Annotated in this window: 18 protein-coding genes; 4 read left to right on the forward strand and 14 right to left on the reverse strand. The window is 43.1% G+C overall.

Going from position 1 to position 22,497, the window contains the following annotated elements; translation table 11 throughout:
* Nucleotides 1-31 precede the first annotated feature (31 nt).
* From IOD06_RS01550 to IOD06_RS01560, 3 genes are all read right to left on the reverse strand, one after another.
* On the reverse strand, nt 32-2,101 hold the full coding sequence (locus IOD06_RS01550) for a hypothetical protein (RefSeq protein ID WP_194618739.1): 2,070 nt from the start codon (nt 2,099-2,101) through the stop codon (nt 32-34).
* A 103-nt stretch (nt 2,102-2,204) separates the two neighbouring features.
* A complete protein-coding gene (gene ftsY, locus IOD06_RS01555; protein WP_227669908.1) occupies nt 2,205-3,179 on the reverse strand; it encodes a signal recognition particle-docking protein FtsY in 975 nt (324 codons plus the stop codon).
* A gap of 797 nt (nt 3,180-3,976) precedes the next feature.
* On the reverse strand, nt 3,977-4,171 hold the full coding sequence (locus IOD06_RS01560) for a hypothetical protein (protein WP_194618740.1): 195 nt from the start codon (nt 4,169-4,171) through the stop codon (nt 3,977-3,979).
* 3 nt (nt 4,172-4,174) lie between these two features.
* On the opposite strand from IOD06_RS01560, the gene IOD06_RS01565 reads away from it, so the two are divergent.
* The gene (locus IOD06_RS01565; protein WP_194618742.1) at nt 4,175-5,725 is read left to right on the forward strand and encodes a pitrilysin family protein; all 1,551 of its coding nucleotides are present in this window, start codon (nt 4,175-4,177) and stop codon (nt 5,723-5,725) included.
* Between the two features lie 222 nt (nt 5,726-5,947).
* Complete coding sequence (locus tag IOD06_RS01570; RefSeq protein WP_227669834.1) at nt 5,948-7,372, forward strand: pitrilysin family protein; 1,425 nt, start codon at nt 5,948-5,950, stop codon at nt 7,370-7,372.
* A gap of 177 nt (nt 7,373-7,549) precedes the next feature.
* Here IOD06_RS01570 and IOD06_RS01575 read toward each other — a convergent pair whose 3' ends face one another.
* Nucleotides 7,550-8,098: a hypothetical protein gene (locus IOD06_RS01575; RefSeq protein ID WP_194618746.1), complete on the reverse strand. Its 549-nt coding sequence runs from the start codon at nt 8,096-8,098 to the stop codon at nt 7,550-7,552.
* Between the two features lie 128 nt (nt 8,099-8,226).
* On the reverse strand, nt 8,227-9,207 hold the full coding sequence (locus IOD06_RS01580) for a D-Ala-D-Ala carboxypeptidase family metallohydrolase (protein ID WP_194618748.1): 981 nt from the start codon (nt 9,205-9,207) through the stop codon (nt 8,227-8,229).
* A gap of 262 nt (nt 9,208-9,469) precedes the next feature.
* Here IOD06_RS01580 and rodA point away from each other — a divergent pair, with 262 nt between their 5' ends.
* Both rodA and IOD06_RS01590 read left to right on the forward strand, forming a co-directional pair.
* Nucleotides 9,470-10,612, forward strand: a complete 1,143-nt coding sequence (gene rodA, locus IOD06_RS01585) for a rod shape-determining protein RodA (RefSeq protein ID WP_194618750.1) — start codon at nt 9,470-9,472, stop codon at nt 10,610-10,612.
* An 804-nt stretch (nt 10,613-11,416) separates the two neighbouring features.
* Entirely contained in the window at nt 11,417-12,031 is a 615-nt protein-coding gene (locus tag IOD06_RS01590) for a septal ring lytic transglycosylase RlpA family protein (protein ID WP_010198121.1), read from the forward strand.
* Nucleotides 12,032-12,142: 111 nt separating this feature from the next.
* Here the strand turns inward: IOD06_RS01590 and radA are convergent, their stop codons facing one another.
* The 9 genes from radA to mutL form a co-directional block, all read right to left on the reverse strand.
* Complete coding sequence (gene radA / locus IOD06_RS01595) at nt 12,143-13,588, reverse strand: DNA repair protein RadA (protein WP_194618752.1); 1,446 nt, start codon at nt 13,586-13,588, stop codon at nt 12,143-12,145.
* A gap of 374 nt (nt 13,589-13,962) precedes the next feature.
* Nucleotides 13,963-14,673: an LPS export ABC transporter ATP-binding protein gene (gene lptB, locus IOD06_RS01600; protein WP_192811737.1), complete on the reverse strand. Its 711-nt coding sequence runs from the start codon at nt 14,671-14,673 to the stop codon at nt 13,963-13,965.
* Nucleotides 14,674-14,809: 136 nt separating this feature from the next.
* The gene (gene lptA / locus IOD06_RS01605; RefSeq protein ID WP_194619592.1) at nt 14,810-15,331 is read right to left on the reverse strand and encodes a lipopolysaccharide transport periplasmic protein LptA; all 522 of its coding nucleotides are present in this window, start codon (nt 15,329-15,331) and stop codon (nt 14,810-14,812) included.
* 182 nt (nt 15,332-15,513) lie between these two features.
* Nucleotides 15,514-16,101 carry an LPS export ABC transporter periplasmic protein LptC gene (lptC, locus tag IOD06_RS01610; RefSeq protein ID WP_010198114.1) on the reverse strand — a complete coding sequence of 196 codons (588 nt, stop codon included), beginning with the start codon at nt 16,099-16,101 and terminating at the stop codon, nt 15,514-15,516.
* Nucleotides 16,098-16,664 (reverse strand): HAD family hydrolase, encoded by a 567-nt coding sequence (locus IOD06_RS01615; RefSeq protein WP_189581445.1) that lies wholly within the window; start codon nt 16,662-16,664, stop codon nt 16,098-16,100. Before IOD06_RS01615 ends, lptC begins: the two co-directional genes overlap by 4 nt.
* 150 nt (nt 16,665-16,814) lie before the next feature.
* On the reverse strand, nt 16,815-17,807 hold the full coding sequence (locus tag IOD06_RS01620) for an SIS domain-containing protein (protein WP_189581442.1): 993 nt from the start codon (nt 17,805-17,807) through the stop codon (nt 16,815-16,817).
* Nucleotides 17,808-18,336: 529 nt separating this feature from the next.
* Nucleotides 18,337-18,864, reverse strand: coding sequence for an RNA chaperone Hfq (hfq, locus tag IOD06_RS01625; protein ID WP_010198110.1), 528 nt, complete (start codon nt 18,862-18,864; stop codon nt 18,337-18,339).
* A gap of 454 nt (nt 18,865-19,318) precedes the next feature.
* Nucleotides 19,319-20,509: a tRNA (adenosine(37)-N6)-dimethylallyltransferase MiaA gene (miaA, locus tag IOD06_RS01630; RefSeq protein ID WP_194618754.1), complete on the reverse strand. Its 1,191-nt coding sequence runs from the start codon at nt 20,507-20,509 to the stop codon at nt 19,319-19,321.
* A gap of 50 nt (nt 20,510-20,559) precedes the next feature.
* On the reverse strand, nt 20,560-22,428 hold the full coding sequence (gene mutL / locus IOD06_RS01635) for a DNA mismatch repair endonuclease MutL (RefSeq protein WP_227669835.1): 1,869 nt from the start codon (nt 22,426-22,428) through the stop codon (nt 20,560-20,562).
* Nucleotides 22,429-22,497 lie beyond the last annotated feature (69 nt).

Genomic DNA, 22,497 nt, shown 5'->3' on the forward strand with positions numbered 1-22,497 from the left:
GACTATCAAATTTACCCAAGATTAATTAGACTTACTCTATAGTTTTAGTTGCTAATCGTATCTTACTCTTTTGTGAGACATACTGTCCAATAGTAAGTAGCATGATTGACACTGATAAAATAACAATCATGAAAAATGCGATCGTCTGCTGGTATGGGTTTGCACCACCATCACTCAGCTTGATAGCCATTGCTGCACCTTGCCGTTTAAAACTCACTACATTACCCTCAATACTATATTCCGCTATGGTATCAGGCTTCGATGAAGCTATTTTTCCAGCATTTACCCAGTATTCAGTTTCATCTTTGGCATAAGATTTAGTTATAGGTACGACAGCGTTCTCATCAAATTTATAAAAATAACCTTTGGGTAGTTGAATAGTGACTTCATCTGTTTTTGTCGAGCTCTGCGACTCTGGTTGGTCAGAAAAGTAGTTTTGCCAATATTTAGCGGCACTTTTTTCTGCCCATGTTCTGATTGACGTTATCAGTAGAGAATGGGTCGTTGTATCCAAACGCAGAACAGGCTGACTGAGACTTACCTTTATATTGTCAATCTGGGCTTGACTGCTTATCTCTGTATCCTCATAACTAGAGTCAGTAGTTGATGTACTAAAACGACTGGCTAGCTTTTGATAAATTTCATTACAATCGAATGCAGGATTAAAGGCACAAGCCTTATCAATATCTTGTATGTAGGTTGGTCTCATAATAATCTTGTCATCACCATATCCAGAACCTGACATAAACCCTACATTACTAGGCATAATATTAAGCGTCATCATGCTCTGAATATAATCAGGCAATGTCTCAGCTCTTTCGCCTTGCTTGCCAATGATGATTACATTACAGTCTGGCGCGTTATTACCTCGAAACCTGGACGCTATTTTGCAAGACAGCACTTCATTGCTATTCAAGGTCATCCGATCTCCGATATTGGGTGGATTGTTTATAATTTCTTGATAACCAGAATAGGCTTTTAATTCCGAGGAATGATTTTTTGTATTTTGAAATATTGTTTCTGGAGTAATATCCAATTGGTTAAAAAAAGGGTATGTCAGAGCAAGTGTTATCACCGCCCCACCTATCAATAATAGAGCTCTGAGGTTAACTACCTTTGTCTTTTTATGATAATGCTCAAGTATAGATTGAAAGGGTTCTAAAGACAGTAATTGATAGCCTGAACTTTTATGGGCAGTGAAAGCAGCTAAATATTCTGTATCTTTATTATAGTGGGTGTAAATAAACGTGCGTTTTTGCTCCTCATCAGGAAACCTTAAATGATATTCGGGGGTAATGTAAAGCTCAATATCATTCAGATGCCACTTGTTGAGCTGCTTGATGGGCAAACTGGTAATTTTACCCCGAGCTGTCGATACATTTTGTTTCTGCTGATGGCTTCGATACGTTTTTGTAAGGCTTCTTACGCCTAGCAGAATAAATAAGAACGCTATTATTAAACAAAACCAACTGACGGTCTGCGGTAGATAAAGCACCGCCAAAAACGACAATAAAGATAGTCCACTGTATGTGATACTACCGCCGTACCATAACTGATTACGACGCAAGTATAGCTCTAAATCAGACTCTTTACGTTTGGAAATAATATTCAAATAAAATATAGCATCTTCATTTCTATTATTCTCTTGCCAGATGCCTGTCGCTCTATCAGTAAGCTCGATGTCATTAATAGCAACGATAACGCCAATGCGAACCCCTGATGTCTTACTTGTGTAAGCTTTTGCGACAGCAATCTCAACCGTATTCTCACCAGCTCTAAAAAAACTATCTAAATCATAAGGTATAAGAACCTCTATACCTGCAAATAATAACCTAGTGGTCGTATTACCTTGAGCAGTAAAGGTATGGACAGCTAGGTCATCACCCTTTAGCTCATAAACATTATCATCTCTAAGCGCTAACTCATACTTTTGCAGATAAGGCGCTATAAAGTGCTTTTCAGTTTGGGTTAGTATGCGAATGGGCTCTTTGAGCCGTTTCAGCTTTGTGGCACTAAATACAAGCTGATATAAATATTTAAAAACCACAAACAACGTTATCACAGCCAAACATAAAGAAGCTAGCGTTCCTAAGAAAGCCATAAAAAATCTTATTAAAACAAAAGTTGACTTATATTATAGTTTTACTTTTGTATTTATTCCAGACCTAATATTTATGACTTAATGCAAAACGACCTATCGAGTGCTACTCTTTATCGTCGGTTTCGAACAAGGCAGCGACAAATTGTTTTGGACTAAAGGCGCGTAAATCATCAATCGACTCGCCAACACCAATATAACGGATAGGCACGTCTGTGGTTTCGGCAATATTAAAGACCACACCACCTTTAGCAGTACCGTCTAACTTAGTAATCGTAATACCCGTTAATGGCACGACTTTGTTAAAGAGTTCTACTTGGTTAATGGCATTTTGACCCGTGCCAGCATCGAGGACAATCATGCCTTCGTGCGGTGCGCTTGGATCAGCTTTACGCATGACGCGTACGACTTTTTCTAGCTCAGCCATAAGATGCGTTTTATTTTGCAAGCGCCCAGCGGTATCTGCTATCAGCACATCAATGTTTTTTGCTTTGGCAGACTGCATGGCATCAAAAATAACAGAGGCACTATCAGAACCATGACCTTGCGCCACGACTGGAATGTTATTGCGCTCACCCCAGATTTGCAGCTGTTCGGTTGCGGCAGCTCGGAACGTATCACCAGCAGCCAGCATGACAGATTTGCCCTCACCTTGTAAGCGTTTGGCAAGTTTACCGATGGTGGTGGTTTTACCGACCCCATTGACGCCCACGACTAAAATCACAAAAGGTTTTTTGCTGGTATCAACCACCAACGGCGCAACTTTTGGCGTTAAGATATCAACCAGTTCCGTTTGCAATGCTTTATACAATGAATGCGCATAAATCAAATCCCCACGAGCTGTCTGCTCAGTCAAGCTTTTGATAATACGGTTGGTCGCGCTGACACCAATATCAGCAACCAGTAGCTGATCTTCAACTTCTTCTAACAACTCATCATCGATTTCTTTGCCACCGATCAGGATACTGACCATACCTTCGGCTAGATTTTTACGTGATTTACTCAGCCCTGTTTTCATCCGATTAAACCAGCTGCCTTTTTTCTGACTTTCTTGAGTCTCTGCTACTGGCTCTTTTGGCATGGCAACTTGCCCACCGCTATTAACAACGGGGGTCACGCTTGGACTATCTCCCAATTGCTCCTGTAATGGCATGGTTGGAATCGTTGAAGCCGTATTGGTCTTGCTGCTAGCTTCTGTTTCTTTGGCACGCGAAAAGCTTTCAGAGGAACTTTTAGGTACGTTATGCTCTTCTGTCATGACAATCGGCGTGGCTAAAGCGATACTTTCAGCAGCATGGGCGCTTGAGACGTCTTTGTTTGTAGTCGTCTCTTGATTTGTCGTATCGTCATTATTTTTCACATTGTCATTATTTGCCGCATTGTCATGATGCTTATCAGTCACCCTAGCATCGTCTAACGGTTTAGTAGGTACGCTATCCTCATCAACGATGGGCATAGATTGCACCGGTAGACTGGGTAAGGTAATATCATCGTCATCTAAGTCATCGAGACCACCGTCAAGGTTAATGACTACACGATTGCTATTATTTGGGTTATTCATAAGCTTGCCCTAAAAGTTATCATTATTAGTAAGATGTTTATTTTAAAATTGATCGGTATATTGTCAGTTTTCTACCATTCAAATGATAGATTATTTTTAGCCTAGTTTAGCATAATTCAAGTTGCGCTCAGCCTTTACCCTACCAGACCAACGCTAAATAGTAAGAAGTGATCAGACAGGTCAAACGGTTGAGAAAGTTTAGCTTAAGGTTTGGACACAAAAATCTGACCCTTAGCAGGTGCAACTTCGCCTACTCTTAGCGAACTTTATTCAATAACTTTCTACTAGGAACCACCTATGCTATCGTCACTAAATTGCTATAAAAAAATAACCTCTATCAGCGCAGCTCTGCTAATAGCTACCATCGCATTGTCAGCGACTGGCTGTAACACAACATCAGAGTTTAAACCGACGGCTAGCGTAATGGTTGGCGCGCACAAATCGCTATAATGCTGGCGATTATTATAGTTAGCAGGCACACATTCAGTCATCTTTTTATATAAGCAGAACATACCATGTCCTCGACTTTACCACTACACGTTTTACGCGTTGCTGGCGCTTTGGCTATAGCAACTACTCTTGCGGCCTGTCAAACCAATACTGTTGGCACTCCTTCGTCAGCGGATGGAAACGCGCTTGTCCAAAATCCAGCCATGCAAGGTGCGGCGCAGAACAAGGTAAATCAAAATCCAGACAGTAAGGACGATCAGCAGTCGTCAGCGCTGTCCATGGATATGTCAGGTCGGCATGAGTATCAGTTAGAAAACGGTCTAAAGATCGTGGTAAAAGAAGACCACCGCGCACCCGTCGCCATGACCCAGATTTGGTATCGAGTGGGGTCGACAGACGAGCCGCTTGATAAAGGCGGACTCTCGCATTTGCTAGAGCATATGATGTTCAAAGGCACCTCTAATGTATCGAGTGACGATTATGAACGTTTGATCGCCAAATTTGGAGGCGTTAACAATGCCTTTACCAGTTATGACTATACGGGTTACTACGAGCTATTCCCAGCCAACCGCATGCCGCTAGCGCTAGAACTCGAAGCCGATCGAATGAAAAACTTAATCTTCGATGACAAAGAATTTACCAAAGAGCACCAAGTGGTCATGGAGGAGCGACGCCAACGTACCGATGACAACCCACTTGCCAAAGCTTATGAATCATTCCGATTGTTGGCACTGCCTGATAGCCCAAAAGGTGAATCTGTCATTGGCCCTATGAGCGAGCTTGAATCGATTACGCTGCCCGAGCTAAAAGAGTGGTACAAGACTTGGTACGCACCAAACAATGCGACCTTGGTGATAGTCGGCGATGTCGACCCAACAGAAGTACTGACGCAAGTCAAACGCTACTTCGGTGATCTCAAACCAAGCAATCTGCCCAAACGCCCTGCTGTCAGTCAAAAAGGCTTTCGTGGTTATCAGCAAGTTGAGTCTGAACAAGCAGTGCAAGTACCGATTTTGCTGATGGGTTATAATGTGCCCAGTCTCGTCACTGCCGGCACAGCCAATGAAAAACAAGCTTACGCGTTATCGCTGGCACAAGACGTATTGGATGGTGGTCTGTCTGCTCGCTTAGAGAGCCGACTGATACGCGAACAAGGCCTGCTCACCACAGTTGGCACCTCTTATGACTTGCTTGATCGCGGCGACGGATTGTTCTTAGTTCAAGCGACACCGCGTGAAGGTGTTAGCTTAGAACAAGCGCAGCAAGCCATACTCTCTGAAATAGAAAAGCTCAAAACTGATCCTATTGCTGCTGACGAAATCAGTCGTGCCAAAACCAATACGGTCACTGGATTGGTCTATGCGCAAGACAGCATGGAAGGTCAGGCACGCATGATTGGCTCGCTACAGTCTATCGGTCTCGATGACAGGCTGCTTGCCGAATTACCAGCCAAGCTTGATGGTGTCAAAATCTCTGATATTCAAGCAGCCAGTAAAAAGTACTTGGTCAAAGATAATTTGACCGTCATGCATGTGATAACGCCTACAGAGCAAGCGTCTAAAGAAAAGGCACCTACAAAGCAAATAAGTCAAAAAACGGTAAGCAAAAACAAATAATAACAACGTGCTGTCAATATTTTTCACTGATAAGCCAATGCTAAAGACCTTATTAATAAGAAGAAAGCCATGACTCAGACTACTTTTCTCATGAATACAAAAAAAAGCCCTTTATTGCCGTTAGTAAAGCGCAAATTTAAACCTCATTTCGAACCTCGTTTCGAACTTATGTTTAAGCAGCGTTCCTACTTGAGCCTAAGTATATTATTAGGTTTGACGATATTGACGACCACCGCTCAGGCAGATACCACTGGTAGCGAAGACTTTCGCACGCCATCAGCTGCCGTTGATATAAATGCACCGATAGCAGCACTATCAACACTCACAAGTGTCGCTGATGCCAAGCCATTAAAAGTCACAGTGCCAACCATTCAACAGTTCAAAACCAAAGCTGGCGTTCCTGTGCTTTTTGTACGCACCACCGCCCTGCCCATTGTTGATATTGATTTACGCTTTAATGCAGGCAGTGCTCGTGATGGCAGCATACGCAAAGCTGGCTTTGGCATCGCCAATATGACTGCTACTATGTTGGAACAAGGCTCTAAAAGCTTAAATGAAAATGAGTTCACCCGCGCTGTTGAAACCTTGGGAGTGAATTTGAGCAGTAGCGCCTATAAAGATATGTTCATCGTCTCGCTACGCAGCTTATCCGATGACGAACATCTACTGCCTGCCGTCGACTTGATGACTCAAATGCTGAATGAACCGGCGTTTGATGCAGATATCCTAGCACGTAACAAAGCGCGACTCTTAGTCGGTTTGCAGCAGCAAAAACAAGACCCCAATAGCCTTGCGAGCATTGCTTTTAACGAAGCCTTATATGGCGACCATCCTTACGCGCACCCTTCCGTTGGTACGCTCGACAGTGTGCCAAGTATTGAAAGAAAAGAATTGCTCGACTTCAAAAATCGCTATTTGGTGGCGGCAAATGCTTCTATCGCGATGACGGGTACTTTGACTTTAACCCAAGCCAAAAAGCTTGCTGACGATATCACGGCTGACTTGCCAGTCGGTCAAGCAGCGACAACACTACCTGAGCCCAAACCACTGACAAAAGCGAAGCATATTCACATTCCTTTTCCGAGCACCCAAACGACCGTACTTATGGGACAATTGGGCGATAAGCGCGCCACCGATGCTATCGCACAACAGAAGCAAACCAACTTTGCCGTGGGTAACGAAGTGCTAGCAGGCGGTGATTTCAATGCGCGGCTGATGACCGAAATCAGACAAAATCTTGGCTATACCTATGGTATTTCAGGCTCAATGAGTCCGATGCTGGCGCGCGGCCCTTATCAGATTGGGTTTTCGACACGTAATGATAAAGCCCGTGCTGCCATTGATGCCAGCTTAGACGTCATCAATGATACTTTGGATAACGGTATTACTAGCACTGAGATGCGTTTGACGACTGACAATCTAAAGAACAGTTTTCCGATGGGTTTTGCCAGCAATGCCGGTATCAATAGTTTATTGGGAATGATGAATTTTTACCAGTTGCCCAAGAATTATCTGACCAATTATGTGAGTCGTATTGACCAAGTACAATTACCAGAGGTTAATAAAACCATGCGCGATACGCTCAAACCGGATGATTTTTTGATTGTCACGGTTGGACAAGAGGATCCTTGGAAGACTAATAAATAATGCTTATTAATAACAGTGAGGATCAAAAAAAGCACTTATAAAAGTGCTTTTAGTAAAATCATTGAGAATTGTATTAGGGCGTGTCCTCATTTTTAAAATGAGGATACACCCTAATACAAAATAATGAATAACGTTATAAATTCTAGCTATTATGTAAAGTAATTAGCTTCAGTCAAGTTAGCTAGTGATGGTGATGTTTACGTCATAGCTTAAGCGATCGGGTTTATGAGTCACCCCGACATAATTTAAACGAATCACATGCTTATCATAAGATTCGACTTGATAAGAACCATTGGCAAAGTTATGCATGGTTGGCACAATTAGCAATGTCTCGATTTGATCGGTATTGATATCGATGTTTATGCTTTGACCCCTTTCTGGGTATAAGTAATAATCGCAATAATTCGATATCATGACCTCCGCAGTACGGACAATAGTGTCATCGTCGACGTTTTTTTGTAGTAGTTTTGGGCATACATCAGGACGTTTGGCAGCGAGACGTGCATAAGAGTTTTTAATGTTTTCTTCGATGTCTTTTGCATCCGAGGCATTTACGTTAGGCAAACTATTTTCAGAAGCAGTGTTCGGGCTACAGGCGCTAATAAACAGAAGAGACAGAATCACCGAGCAACATAACCCTGCATACATCTGAGTTGAGCGCAAAGTGCTTTTTTTCGGTTTTTCTGATTGATTTGATCTTTCTACTCTTAAGTACCACTTTTTCATAAATTTCACTTACTATAAACTAGGCTATATTTTTTTGACATAATACAGCATAGTTTACTGAGATAAAAAGTGATTTGTATAAGTATAATAGGATAACTATAGTCGTTTTGACCATGCGGATAAAATTATCAATAACGACATGATGAACTGCTGCTAGCATGATTAAAGCCCCACTTGCGATAACCCTCAGTATCCAAATGAATAGCACCCGTGGAGTACAGTCCTAGCCCAAAGTTATGAGACTGACCCTGATATTGCCAAAACTGACATAGGCCATCTTGCATGGTACTAAGCAGCCATGAATTATCTTCGTACTCCGGCACCCAAATATCTATAGCACCCGCGGTCATATGTTTGCTGCTACCTGCCCCGCCAGCACAGTCATTGAGTCCAGGACTACGGTAAACTGAGCGTATCTCACTACTGGCAGGTAAGATACCTTGATTCTTTAGCTCACTATACAGTCGTAGTGTGGGAACTATATTGGCCCATAATTCTTGCGGTGGCAGCTGATAAGGCTCATAGCCGCATTTATCCCAACTACGTGCCGTCGTAAGCAGCTGAGACAATGGTGGTACATTACGCGCACCCACTCGTGCATTCAAATAGCGTTGATAATCAGCGACTTGGCTAGCACGGTAGCTATTGCTGTTTAGCCAGCCGTTAAAGTCGATACTGGTAAAATTGTTATAAGTATTATTACTGGTGCTGTAAGTGGAAGGATAAGTTGTATTATAGCTAGGCGTACGTCTATTGATATTGACGCGTTTGTTTTCTTCGATGGATAAGCTGGCGTCAAAATCGAAATCACGTTGTTTTTGCTGAATTAGCCCTTGCATGCTATCGCCCACTATCGCATTTGCTCCACTTAACCTTGTTGCTCCACTTAACATGGTAACGCCTGAGTTATAGCTTGTCGCGTTCGTGGAAGGCCTGATATAAGCATTACTGCTGCTATTGCCACTACTGCCTCCTTGACGGACTTCGATACGACGCTCACTATTGTCGCTCACGATAGCCGCATGAACGCTAATACTACTGGCACAAACCAATAGGGCGATAATAGGCTTATGAATCTGCCGATAGGCATGGTTTTTTTTATTGATCATTGCAAGAAGCTACCGCTAAAAACGTTTTATCGATACTATCAAATTTTTGGCAAGCAGGCTAAACTATCGCTTCTAATTCGTAGCCACCTATTCGTAATTAACACTTATCCTCATAATTTTCATAGTTACGTGACTTTATTACTAGTGTGTTACTTTATCTGCTGGCACCTATTGGAATGAACCTCTTGTAATCACTGATTTATCACACATTTATGTCAAATTCGACATCTCTTTTACGCCAATTGTCAGTCACACTTTGCCTATGTCTTCTAATCCGCAATATCGTTTTTCACGTCAGAGCCACCATTTCGGTCAAGGTCATGCGCCGACGCTATGGCAACGTATCCATATCGATCCATGGTTGACCCTGCTTCTATTAACAGTTTGCTGCATTGGCTTAACGATTCTATATAGCGCCTCGACCCAAGACAATAGCATGGTCATACGCCAAATGGTCAGCTATGGCGTGGCATTTACCGTGATGTTTACCATGGCACAAATACCGCCAAGTATTTATCGTACCTTTACGCCTGTTTTTTATGTACTAGGACTCGTACTACTGGTACTGGTAGACATCATTGGTGAGGTGCGCATGGGGGCACAGCGCTGGATTAACCTGCCAGGATTTGGCAGCGTGCAGCCTTCAGAGTTTATGAAACTTGGTATGCCGATGATGTGTGCCTGGTTTTTGTCTAAGCGCGATCTACCTCCATCAGCATCAAGTATCGCCATCACTTTAGCCTTGATCATCGTTCCCGTGCTATTGATTGCCAAAGAACCTGATTTAGGTACTTCACTGTTAGTTGCGGCCAGTGGCATCTTCGTGCTTTTTTTAGCCGGTTTGTCATGGCGGGTAATTTCGGGTGCGACCGTCTTAGCGATACCATTTATCGCCTTTGCTTGGAACTTTTTATTACACGACTATCAGCGTACCCGAGTATTGACATTACTCAATCCTGAAGCAGATGTACAAGGAGCTGGCTGGAACATCATTCAGTCCAAAACGGCCATTGGTGCAGGTGGACTGACGGGGAAAGGCTATCTAGAGGGCACACAGTCGCACCTACACTTCTTACCGGAAGGCCATACCGACTTTATCATCGCGGCTTTCTCTGAGGAATTTGGTCTGTTGGGCGTGATGTTGTTGATGTTCGTTTATGCCTGTTTACTCACCCGTGCCTTATATATCGCTTTCACCCATCCCGATGTGTATAGCAGGTTATTAGCAGGCGCGGTCGCCATGTCATTTTTTGTTTATGTGTTCGTCAATGTCGGTATGGTCGGTGGCATTTTACCTGTCGTTGGTGTACCCCTACCTTTCATTAGCTATGGCGGCACCGCAATCGTCACTTTAATGGCGGGATTTGGGCTGCTGATGTCCATTCATACTCATAAATCTAACTAACCGCCATCATCTAATAACTCTGACGGTAAAAATGAAAAAATAGAATGCGGGTCAGTTTTAATGACCAAAAACTGGCTTTATTTGTAATTAATACTACACATATTCTTGATATTATCCATTTTTCTCTTAAGCAGTGAACCATCATAAGTTTTTGATATCATTGAATTATTAAAAATAAAACCACTGTCTTTCTTCGTCAAAAGCGTGCTTATTGTCAATCTACACTGATAGGTTTTAATCCTTGTTATTTACAAATAATTGCGTTAACCTCGTTTTACTGTGTTTTGCTACATAACCCGTACAGAGCTACTAACAAACTTAGCATTTAATTATATTTTAGTTATAGCTCATCCGTATAGTTAGCGAATCCGAGATTTCAGGCTTTCAAATCGACTACTTAATTAACGCTTTAATAACAAAGTAATACGTAATACACTTCAAAACGTTTATTAATTTAGCAATACATGGAAGTTTGTTTATCGGATATGATAAATGTCGGTACTGACCATTTAAACTTTAGTTATCCAACTATTAGAGTCGGTACTTAATTAATATTGTTAACTATCATTTGAGCATATCGTAAACGTTTCGGTCATTTACTACTGCAACGCATTTATGATGACAAAATGAAAATTATCATATGTTAGACCCTATAAAAGCCATCTTTTGCATCAATCCTGATTAGAATGACCGATTGATACATAGGCTTTAGAGCTTGCGACACGATTAGATTGGTCTAAGTCTGTCACACTCGATCTAAGATTTTTAGAGTTAGGTTTTAATGTATAAGTTATAGAGGTATTTATGAATAAGCGTTTATCTGGTTTACTTACAATGTCAGTATTTCTATTTGCTGGCTCTGCAGTCGCATCTAATGCCAATGCGGTAGAAGCAAAAACCACCCTTGCAATGATTTCGCAAGATAACGCCTCCCATATCGACCGTGTACTCGGTGAGCTTAGTCGTCAACATGATGGTGCTTCAAGCTTGGTTAAGTCTGCCCGTCAGCCTACCTCATTAGCACTTAGCAGCTCACTATTAGCGAGCGATACCGCCCAAGTAAGCAATGACGAAGATGTGTTAGAGCGTTTAACCGCAGTCGCGTCTAACTCAGTAAGCAAATTTAAGCAAACCGGTTTGGCATCTTGGTACGGACGTAAGTTTCATGGTCGCAAAACGGCCAGCGGTGATACTTTTGATATGAATGCCCTAACAGCGGCTCACCGCTCACTACCATTAAATTGCTATGTGAAAGTCACCAATAAAACCAATGGCAAAAGCGTCGTTGTAAAAGTCAATGATCGCGGTCCATTCCACGGTAATCGGGTAATGGATTTGTCTTACGGTGCTGCCAAGCAACTAGGTATCACTAGCAAAGGGGTTGGTAACGTCTCGATTGAGCGTGTTTCAGGACCATAGTTCTAAAACAACAGCCTTCTTAATTAGAATAAAAAAAACGCCTAACCATGATGAGTTAGGCGTTTTTTGTTTGAGTTTATCTTTTTTAGTCGAACACCGAAGAGTATCTGTTTATAACTCAAACGCGCTTTCGATAGCATCATCGAGACGTTCAACGGCAATTACATTGATGCCTTTAAACTGAGGAGCATCCTTTGCAGGCGCATTGCCCTTAGGAATAATGGCATGTTTAAAACCATGCTTCATCGCTTCTTTCAATCGCTCTTGACCGTTAGGTACAGGGCGTATCTCTCCAGACAAGCCCACTTCACCGAATACGGCTAAGGATGAGGGCAAAGGTTTTTCTTTAATACTAGAAGCACAAGCCAACAATACAGCCAAATCAGACCCTGTCTCTATGACCTTGACGCCGCCGACTACGTTGACATACACGTCTTGTCCGCTGGTATGAATACCACCGTGTCGGTGCATGACGGCTAGCAGCATGGATAAGCGTTGAAAATCAAGGCCTAATGCCATGCGTCTGGGCTGCCCTTGCGAGTCATCAACCAAGGCCTGTACCTCGACCAATAGCGGTCTCGTACCTTCACGACTGACCATAACGACCGACCCAGCCACGGGCTTATCATAACGGCTCAAAAATATCGCTGACGGATTGGCGACTTCTTTCAGTCCCATATCGGTCATACCAAAAATACCCAGCTCGTTAACCGCACCAAAACGGTTTTTAACCGCGCGAATCATCCGAAATCGGGAGTCCGACTGTCCCTCAAAATACAATACCGTATCGACCATATGCTCAAGCACGCGTGGGCCTGCTAACGTACCTTCTTTGGTCACATGCCCCACTAAAAACAGCGCAGTGCCCGTTTGCTTAGCGTAGCGTGTCAAAATAGCGGCAGATTCTCGAATTTGACTGACGCCGCCCGGCGCAGAATTGATAGCATCTGTATAAATAGTCTGGATAGAGTCGATAATAGCGATGGCTGGCTGCTCTTGAGTTAAAGCCGCACAAATAGTCTCGACATTGGTTTCGGCTAATACCCGAAGTCTGTCCGCTGGCAAATCTAAACGCTTGGCACGCATAGCAACCTGAGCCAGTGACTCCTCGCCAGTCACATAAAGCGCACTACCTGCCAGCGAATCAGCACGAGCCATATTGGTCGCTGTTTGTAATAAAATAGTGGATTTACCAATACCGGGGTCGCCGCCTATCAGTACAACAGAACCGGCGACTAATCCACCGCCGAGCACACGATCAAACTCACTAATGCCAGTGGGCAAGCGCGTATCTAGGCCGACGCTGACAGCATTAAGCGGCATGACCGCACTATGGGTACCAGAATAGTTCCCTGTAGGTGTGGCACTGCTGCCTGTGTTACGAGGCGCTGCTCGACCAGCATTAGGCTTAGCAGTACTCTTATTATGATGCGGCATACTGACATTAGGCGCTTCGACCAAGCTGTTCCATTCCCCGCAATCCGTACACTGTCCTGCCCATTTGCCAAAATGCGCACCGCAATGTTGACAGACATAGCTGCTTTTATTTTTTGCCATAATGTATGAGCCTTATTCAGACGATCAATAATAAAATATCAGAATGCTTTTGTATAAGTGTTTATATAAGAATAGTTTTATAAGGAAGAAGCCGCTTAGATGATATAGTCGATACTAAATAAAATGGATACACGACATTATAATGCGTGACTGGTACAAATTTTTCTTGCTTGCTGTGCCTACGCAGACAGAGGCGACAAAAAATTTATACCCGCCACGCTGTCTCTTTTTTATATTGACCTGACTATAGGCTGTGTAGCAGAAATGATAATGAATACGATATAAATCGTGGTCGTTGGCATAAAAAATAGCAGAAACTTTATGCCAACCTATAGAGAGTATAAACGAACGAAAACAGCGATTAACTGACCGGTTTATACCTGAAAATCTTTACCTAAATAAACAGATTTTACCAACTCATTATCTAAGACGTCAGACGCTGTGCCTTCAGCAATAATAGCGCCTTCTGAGACGATATAAGCTTTTTCACAAATAGCGAGCGTGTCGCGAACATTATGATCCGTGATTAACACGCCAATACCACGATTTTTTAGCGTCAATATCACGTCTTTAATGTCACCAACAGAGATAGGATCAACGCCCGCAAAAGGCTCGTCTAGCAAGATAAACTTCGGGTCAGCAGCCAAGGCACGGGCAATCTCGCAACGGCGACGCTCACCGCCTGACACACTCATCCCTAAAGATTTGCGCACATGTCCTAAATTGAATTCACCAATCAATTTTTCAAGCTCTTGGCGCTGCTCACTAGCAGTCAATTCTGTACGAGTTTGCAAAATAGCTAAGATATTGTCTTCGATAGATAATTTACGAAAGATTGACGCTTCTTGCGGTAAATAGCCAATGCCAGCACGAGCGCGTTCATGCATAGCGTATTTGGATAAATCCATGTTGCCTAAGCTGACGCTGCCTCTGTCCATGTTGACCAGACCTACTACCATATAAAAACTGGTGGTTTTACCCGCACCGTTTGGTCCTAACAAGCCAACCACTTGACCTTGATCAACAGAAAATGAGACATCTTTGACGACCCAACGTTTGCCATAACGCTTACCCAAGTTTTTCATACTCAAGCGCTCGACAGGCTTAGCATTGTTAGTGGGGGCTAAAGCGTCAAAACTTTGGTTATCACTCATAATTTACTCATAACTTACGCATAGTGTTGTCGAAATTTAGGTGCTGCTACGCAATTGCTGCTATCACTTAGCGTACGCCGCTCTGGCTGTTATTGCTGCTGGGTGGGAAGACTAGCTCCACGCGCTGGTTGCCACCAGCAGTCGCTTCTACATCACCTGCCTTTAAGCTATAACGAATGACATTGCCCGCAAAACTGGCGCCATTTTGTACCAGCTTTGCATTACCCGTCAAAGTAATAATACCAGTAATCGCATTGTAGTCGATCTTATTGGCCTGACCTTTTGCCAGACCTTTCTCTTGCGTGACCACTTGCTGCATGGTGGCTGGTCGCCCAGTCGCTATTGCAGAGTTGATACTACGACCCTGTGATAAATTGACCGTGATATTATCAGCGGTCATCTTAAACGTACCTTGAGTAATAACCACACCACCCGAATAACTGGTGACACCGGTACGCTCACTATAAGTAGCTTTATCTGCCAACAGTTTAATCTGCTGATTGGCGTCTGATGGCAGCGCATGACTATATAGTGGTAACGCTAGCAACATGACGACTGGTAGCGTGCGCAGGCTAGAAGAGACTTGCATCGAGCGAGTCGATAATGAGCGCAGAGTAGGCAAAAACTTAGATTTCATAAACATTACTCGTTTTATTATTAGTAGTAGGATTTGCAGACTTCATGCTAACTATAGTCAATCCCATAGGGCGTCAGACTAACTTTCACTGACTATATGGTTTTGAATATCTCTTTGGGCAAAGATCATTTCAATTAGAATAATGCCTTGTCTTTGCGATCAGCAGGAGAAAAATTCACCGCCACTTGACCGAACTCATATTCACCAGTCTCCAGATTGGCTTTCATACTCGATGCTTCAAATCGATTCATCCCTTGTTCAATCTTGACCATTTCATCACTATATACTTGGCCTGACTTGGTGTTACCTTTGAGCGTGCTGCCCGTCACTTTAATGGGTTCAATATCTGATGCGCCATCGGCTTTGTCTTCACTAACTAAGGTAAAGCCACCAGACAAGCTCAATTCACCAGTCTGCTGACTGATGGCAGCGCTACCCGCTTCGATACGATAGCGCTGCTCATCTGAGGGCTCCCAATTCATTGTGATGCCTGACATCTCATCTTCGTTAGTTGCCGGATTGTGCGTCAATGATTCAGCAGTAAGCTCATATTCAGTGTCGCCTTGCTCATTGGTTTGCACCGCCTTAATATCAGTCGCTTCATAATCAACATCAGTCGCTTCCATGCTAACTGGCGGTGATATGTCTCCTTGCTGCTGAAAAAACCAGCCAGCTATACCAGCAATAATCAACGCTAAAACGATTAAAACACGAGTATTCACGATAAGGTATCCTGAGTTGGTGCCTCATCAAGCGTATAATGCGCGATAAAGTCTTTATAATGGCCATGACCTTTTAAGATAAGATCACATATTTCACGTACGGCGCCAGTACCGCCTGCACGTGTAGTCACCATATCGCTGCGCTTAATTACTTCGGCATGGGCATTGGGCACTGTTGCCGCAAATCCCACAGTTTGCATTGCCTTAATATCTGGCAAATCATCGCCCATATAAGCACAATCAGCCGCTGTGATATTGAGCGCAGGATCAAGGGTAGATAGCAGCTCATTTAAGGCAATCAGCTTGTCATCACGACCTTGCACCACATAATCCACACCTATTTCAATGGCGCGCTTATCCACCATGGGGCTGCTACGACCCGTAATAATAGCAGTCAAAATGCCATAACGTGCTAATGACTTAATGCCAACACCATCGTGCACTGAAAATTCTTTGGTCTCAACACCATTGGCGTCATAGATAATTTGACCATTTGACAAAATACCATCAACATCTAATACCAATAGCTTAACTTGTCCGGCTTTTTTTATTAAGTCTTGCATAAGTTATCCTTTCTTAAAGACTTTTTGGCTCTATAATGCGTGACTGGTACAAATTTTTCTTGCTTGCTGTGCCTACGCAGACAGAGGCTACAAAAAATTTATATCAAGCACGCTGTGTCTTTTTTATATTGACCTGACTATAGATAATGCTTACTTAACACCCGCTTGTAGTAAATCATGAACCGTAATAATCGCTTCTAATCGATCTTTCTCATCGATAATCAACAGCTGACTGATACCATTCTCATTCATGACACTCAGAGCGTCTGATGCCCGCATGGTTTTGCTGATTCGGCGTGGATCGTTAACCATCACATCGCGCATCGGGGTTTGTAGATCGATGCCTTTTTCTAAACCGCGGCGTAAGTCACCGTCTGTAAATACCCCAACAACCTTATCATTATCGTCAGTGACTACTGTCATCCCTAAGCGCCCAGCAGACATGGTAAAGAGCGCCTCTTGCAATGGTGCTTGTTGATTGATAAGTGGCAAATCTTCTGACTTAGTATGCATCAAATCTTCGACGCGAGTGAGCAGTTGACGACCTAGCGCTCCGGCTGGATGCGATAGAGCAAAATCTTCTGAAGTGAAATTACGCGCATGTACTAAAGCCACTGCTAACGCATCACCTAGCGCCAATGTAGCTGTGGTGCTAGAGGTAGGCGCAAGATTTAGCGGACACGCCTCTTGCGATTTGCCTAGGGTCAATACAATATCAGCTGCACGCGGTAACATGCCACGCTTATCACGACTGATACTAATCAACGGAATGTTTAAATGCTTAACCACGGGCAGCAGCATTTTAATCTCGTCTGACTCACCAGAGTTAGAGATGGCAAGCAACACATCGCCTTTCACCAGCATACCTAGGTCGCCATGCCCAGCCTCACCAGGATGCATAAAAAAAGCGGGCGTGCCAGTAGAAGCAAAGGTCGCTGCGATTTTGCGCCCTATCAATCCCGACTTACCCATGCCAGTGACTACTACTCGACCCTTACAAGCCAAAATAATATCGCAAGCCTGCGCAAATCTGTCGTCTATCTGCTCTGTCAGTAGTGCTAACGCCGATATCTCGGTATTGATCGCTTCAATAGCGGTACTAATATATTGCTCATGGGTCAGATTGCTTTGACTATTACTCATGCATCAGCTCTATGTTTATAATGAATCAATAAGATATTTTACTATACTCTGGGCGATATTAGTAATGTCCTGTAAAACCCAGCATTAACGTCGAATCGATATCAATGCTAAGTGGGGTCTGTTGAACATCCAAATATTAGGACTGCTGATTGCTAAAATTACCACAAACTAGGCGTAAACCGACGATAATGTCGAGACCTTAGCTAGGTTTGCAACAACGTTTGAGGTGATTTTAGCATCAGCCTTTCAGGGCAGGACTATTTTTTGCCAATACATGGCAAAATTGTCTAACCTAGAATGACTAGGCGTCAAAAATTTCACTGCGTATTGTCTAAAAAATAGATACTGCCAGTTCCACATTTGAATGTTCAACAGACCCTAGTTATTATACGTATATTTATACAAAAAAAACCCACTATAGCAGCAGGTTTTGATTAAATATATCAAGTCGAGATAACGCATCTATCTATAGGTAAATAGGCAAAATACTTCTTGTCCATTTATCTATGATTGGTTATTTATTATCAACTTAGTTGTTATCATCAGATTCGTCACTTGGCTTGTTTTCAAAGTTCGCATTCTCTGCTGGTGGCTCAAATCCACGGTCTTGACCAAATCCGCCACGCTCAAACCCACGCTCTTGACCCTGTCCAAAGCTACCACGCTCAAAGCCACGATCTTGACCTTGGCTAAAACCGCCACGGTTAAAGCCACTACGGTTCGAGGCAAAACCACGCTCTTCAAAACCACCGGTGCTAGCAGGGTTGCTACCACGTTCAAAACCTCCACCTTGATAAGCGGCTGGCGCTGCACTTTGAGGCTGGGCACTGGTCGTTGTCGTTGTGCTGCTACGTGGATTACGTGCTGGTACAACCGTCGAGATGGCATGTTTGTATACCATTTGACTCACTGTATTTTTGAGCAATACGACATACTGATCGAATGACTCGATCTGACCTTGCAATTTGATACCATTGACTAAAAAAATAGAGACAGGAATGCGATCTTTGCGCAGCGAGTTCAAGAACGGATCTTGTAAAGTTTGTCCTTTTGACATGAAATCTCTCCTAAATATTATATAATTATGTTTTAAGCGCCAATTATTTTAAGTGTTGCTTGAATTATAATGGCAAAGAGTAGATACAATAATAATTTTTCTTTATAAAACGTATCTAAATAAACATCGGTTCTTCTTAAGTGATTCCACTTTATCGCGAATACATTATTATTGTAAAAAAATTAAGTAACCACTTGTTTCATAAACTGTTTTTACCAACAAACGTTAGACAATAATTATTGGTAAAGTCATGGTGATTCTACAAAATCCACCACTTTTCTGGTATTAAATTATAGCAGTTATTCACGTTATACTTTGAAACTAATTGTCATTACTTTCTCATGTACTTATGAAGCGTTACTACTGTGTTGTATTTCTAAGAAGATAGTGTAAAAACAAGCCAATAAACTTACTAGGCCATATCCTCAATTCAATCGATGGCCATCTATATAGGCTAAAACAAATAGTCTCTTGCCTGTGCCATCGTTGTGCATATCTTCATCTCTAATGCATGGTTTGTGAGGTCATTCGCATCGTTAAATGAGTCAGATTTTGTTGCCGTGTCTATTGCATTATCAGGCAATTGTATTACTTTACGCAGCCAAGTATATTGTCGCTTTGCCAACTGCCTTGTCGCATATAATGCCTTATTTTGCATTTGCTGACAAGCAAGCACCTCGGTTTGGCTATCGGACAAACTTGATGCAATCAAAGGCTGAGACGATTTGTCCTGCTTTGTTTTTTGATTTATTGACTCATCTAATCCACCAAAAGCCTCATAGAAAAGTGCCTTATCTAAATGCGGTTGCTCAAATATTGGATGATGAGTATGTACAAGGTACTCTAGTACTTGCCGATAACCAACGCAGCGCATAGAAGGTAAGTTCGGTGTCAATGGATACTCTTCAAGCAGTCCAATTACTTCAGCCACCAGACCTTCACTCCACATGATGTCTAGACGCTGGGCGATACGCTCATGCAACCACGGACGATCAGGCATCACTGCCAATACGTGCCAATTTTGATTGGGGTTATTTGCTAATGCTTGTTTGGGTTTGCGTTGCCACTCACTTATAGAAATATCCGTTTGTAGATATACCTCAATAGCGCGAGTAATACGCTGAGTATCAGTGGCATTAAGACGCTGGTGACTTATCGGATCAACCTTACCCAAATACTCATATAGCGCGCTAATACCCTCGTCCTGTCGCCATTGCTCTACTTGCGCGCGAATACCGTCATCGCTATCAGGTACAGGGGATAGTCCATCCAGTAACGCCATGTAATACATCATGGTACCGCCTACTAGCAACGGTATTTTGCCGTTCTGATGACAGCTATCAATCAAACGGGCGACATCGCTGACGAACTCAGCGACACTATAGCTCTGCATAGGGTCAATCATATCCACTAAGTGATGAGGATAACGCGCCAGCTCATCAGACGTAGGCTTTGCCGTACCGATATTCATATCACGATATATCAGCGCCGAGTCTACTGAGATAAGCTCATAACGACCTGTATCATATAGCTCATAGGCCAGTGCTGTCTTACCACTCGCGGTTGGCGCCATCAAGCAAACCACGCTATTATCCGCTAAATTGGGACTCAAGCTATAAGATAAGCTGTCAGACGAATGTCGCATAGGATTGCCTTTACTAATGAGGTGGTGGGTAGCAAAAATATAATTTGGCGCTATTGTTTGTTCAAAGGTGAGAACATTGCCGCTACTAATTGATGACTGTCTATGATTTTGATTGCATTGTCAGTGATTAAAGAATCAATATCTTCTATAAAAACGATCAAGTCTTGCGCAGACATTTGCGAGCTTACGGTAGCGAGTTGTTGATTGATATATGCTGGGCTCTTTAGTGTTTCGTCTTTTTTGGATACGTTATTACTCAGTACCTGCGACTCAGATAACGAACTTAGCTTTGACTGCCAATCTACCGCACTAATCAGCAGACATTGTGCTTGGTGGTAAAATAGTAGCCAAGGCAGCGATTTACTATCGATGTCCTTAGCATTAGCAGATTCGGTTGCTATGTCATTTAAGTGGGTAATAATATCTAAGCAGACGGGCAAAGGCTTACTTGCTATTGATGAGCTATTTAAAGTCTCAGCACTATTGGTAATTGACATTGTGCTGCGCGATTTGAGGCTCTGTGCTGACGATTCATCACGATAAGACATTTCTGAATAGGACTGTTTTGAGCGTTGCAAAAAAGGATTGCTTAGAATAGGAGCACTTACCGACAGTTGGTATAACTGTTTAGGCGCTTGTACTTGCTGGCTTTGTCTTGAATGGGTCGTAGGCGATGCGTTGCGCGGTATCGTAGTAAAAGACTGGCTTGGAGAATTGTTATAGTCTAGCGCCTGTCTATCATAACTGGTGGATGTGACCGTATCCATCGTAGTAATGGTTTTCAGTTTTGCATGAATGGCATGGCTTAAATGTGCCATGACATTATTTAATGGACTGATCTTGATACGCTGTTTGGACGGATGGACATTGATATTAAGCCATTGAGTCGGCAAATCAAAATAAAGGGCATAACCGATGCCATCTAAATGAGCACTCTGCGCGAGTTGACGAAGCTGATTGCTGATGATCGGCTCTTTGACCAAGCGACCATTGATGTACAGTAGCTTTGGTAAGCTGTCCTGCTGTTGCGCCTGCTTATTAATAGGCCACAACCAACCATAGATACCTGCCTGACTACTAGAGCTTGTACTATCCGTGTATTCTGTAGACGGCTGCCACAAACTGGACAAATCAATCATTATCTCAAGTGCGTTCACTGTGAGCTCTGCACTCGTGGCTTGCTCCAGCCGTGACAACGGTAAAGGATTGGCACTGTTGCCTGCATTAGCACTGATAGATCCGTCGCTTGCAGGCATCGAATTTGCCAATAGCACACGTGCATTTGAAGACAGTGACAGACGTTTTTTATTGTCATGAAAGAGACTAAGCGCTACATCTGCTCGCGCCAAAGCCACTTCGCGCACGATCGTTTCGATATGACCAAACTCGGTCGCAATAGATTTCAAATTGCCGCGACGGGCTGGTACGTTAAAGTATAAATCCTTAACCGTAATGGTCGTGCCACGATGATGCACAACTGGTGTCATTTTTGGTATGTCATCTAACACACCCGCGACCTGCAACTGGCGACCGATGCCACTGTCATCATGGCTACTGGTTAGCGTCAGCCGAGAAACTGCCGCTGTTGCAGCCAATGCTTCCCCGCGAAAACCCAACGTCGTAATACCATGCAAATTAGCCACATCCGCGACTTTGCTGGTCGCATGACGGGTAATTGCCATGACCATATCATCAGGATGAATTCCAACGCCATTGTCGATCACCTCAATCATACCCATGCCGCCTTGGGTAATATATATCTCAATATTGGTGGCATCAGCGTCAATGGCATTCTCTAGCAGCTCTTTGACCACCGCAGCGGGACGCGTCACGACCTCACCAGCTGCCAATTGATTGATGAGCAGCGGCGATAGTTTTTTGATGCGGGTATTAAAATGATTGTCTGGCATTTGCGGCATTAAGAGGTATCTTTATTTTGCGTAGTGATAATTTGCGTAGTGATAAGTAATGCTGGCGAATATTGATGA

Source organism: Psychrobacter sp. N25K4-3-2 (assembly GCF_015351755.1).
GTDB classification, from domain to species: Bacteria; Pseudomonadota; Gammaproteobacteria; order Pseudomonadales; family Moraxellaceae; genus Psychrobacter; species Psychrobacter glaciei.

Coding starts and splice junctions, on each gene's coding strand:
- IOD06_RS01560 (WP_194618740.1), bottom strand. CDS start 4,171: ATGTTCTGCTTATATAAAAAGATGACTGAATGTGTGCCTGCTAACTAT.
- mutL (WP_227669835.1), bottom strand. CDS start 22,428: ATGCCGCAAATGCCAGACAATCATTTTAATACCCGCATCAAAAAACTA.
- hfq (WP_010198110.1), bottom strand. CDS start 18,864: ATGTCAAAAGGACAAACTTTACAAGATCCGTTCTTGAACTCGCTGCGC.
- radA (WP_194618752.1), bottom strand. CDS start 13,588: ATGGCAAAAAATAAAAGCAGCTATGTCTGTCAACATTGCGGTGCGCAT.
- miaA (WP_194618754.1), bottom strand. CDS start 20,509: ATGCGACATTCGTCTGACAGCTTATCTTATAGCTTGAGTCCCAATTTA.
- IOD06_RS01550 (WP_194618739.1), bottom strand. CDS start 2,101: ATGGCTTTCTTAGGAACGCTAGCTTCTTTATGTTTGGCTGTGATAACG.
- lptA (WP_194619592.1), bottom strand. CDS start 15,331: ATGCAAGTCTCTTCTAGCCTGCGCACGCTACCAGTCGTCATGTTGCTA.
- IOD06_RS01590 (WP_010198121.1), top strand. CDS start 11,417: ATGAATAAGCGTTTATCTGGTTTACTTACAATGTCAGTATTTCTATTT.
- ftsY (WP_227669908.1), bottom strand. CDS start 3,179: ATGCCAAAAGAGCCAGTAGCAGAGACTCAAGAAAGTCAGAAAAAAGGC.
- IOD06_RS01620 (WP_189581442.1), bottom strand. CDS start 17,807: ATGAGTAATAGTCAAAGCAATCTGACCCATGAGCAATATATTAGTACC.
- IOD06_RS01575 (WP_194618746.1), bottom strand. CDS start 8,098: ATGAAAAAGTGGTACTTAAGAGTAGAAAGATCAAATCAATCAGAAAAA.
- IOD06_RS01580 (WP_194618748.1), bottom strand. CDS start 9,207: ATGATCAATAAAAAAAACCATGCCTATCGGCAGATTCATAAGCCTATT.
- rodA (WP_194618750.1), top strand. CDS start 9,470: ATGTCTTCTAATCCGCAATATCGTTTTTCACGTCAGAGCCACCATTTC.
- IOD06_RS01615 (WP_189581445.1), bottom strand. CDS start 16,664: ATGCAAGACTTAATAAAAAAAGCCGGACAAGTTAAGCTATTGGTATTA.
- IOD06_RS01565 (WP_194618742.1), top strand. CDS start 4,175: ATGTCCTCGACTTTACCACTACACGTTTTACGCGTTGCTGGCGCTTTG.
- lptB (WP_192811737.1), bottom strand. CDS start 14,673: ATGAAAAACTTGGGTAAGCGTTATGGCAAACGTTGGGTCGTCAAAGAT.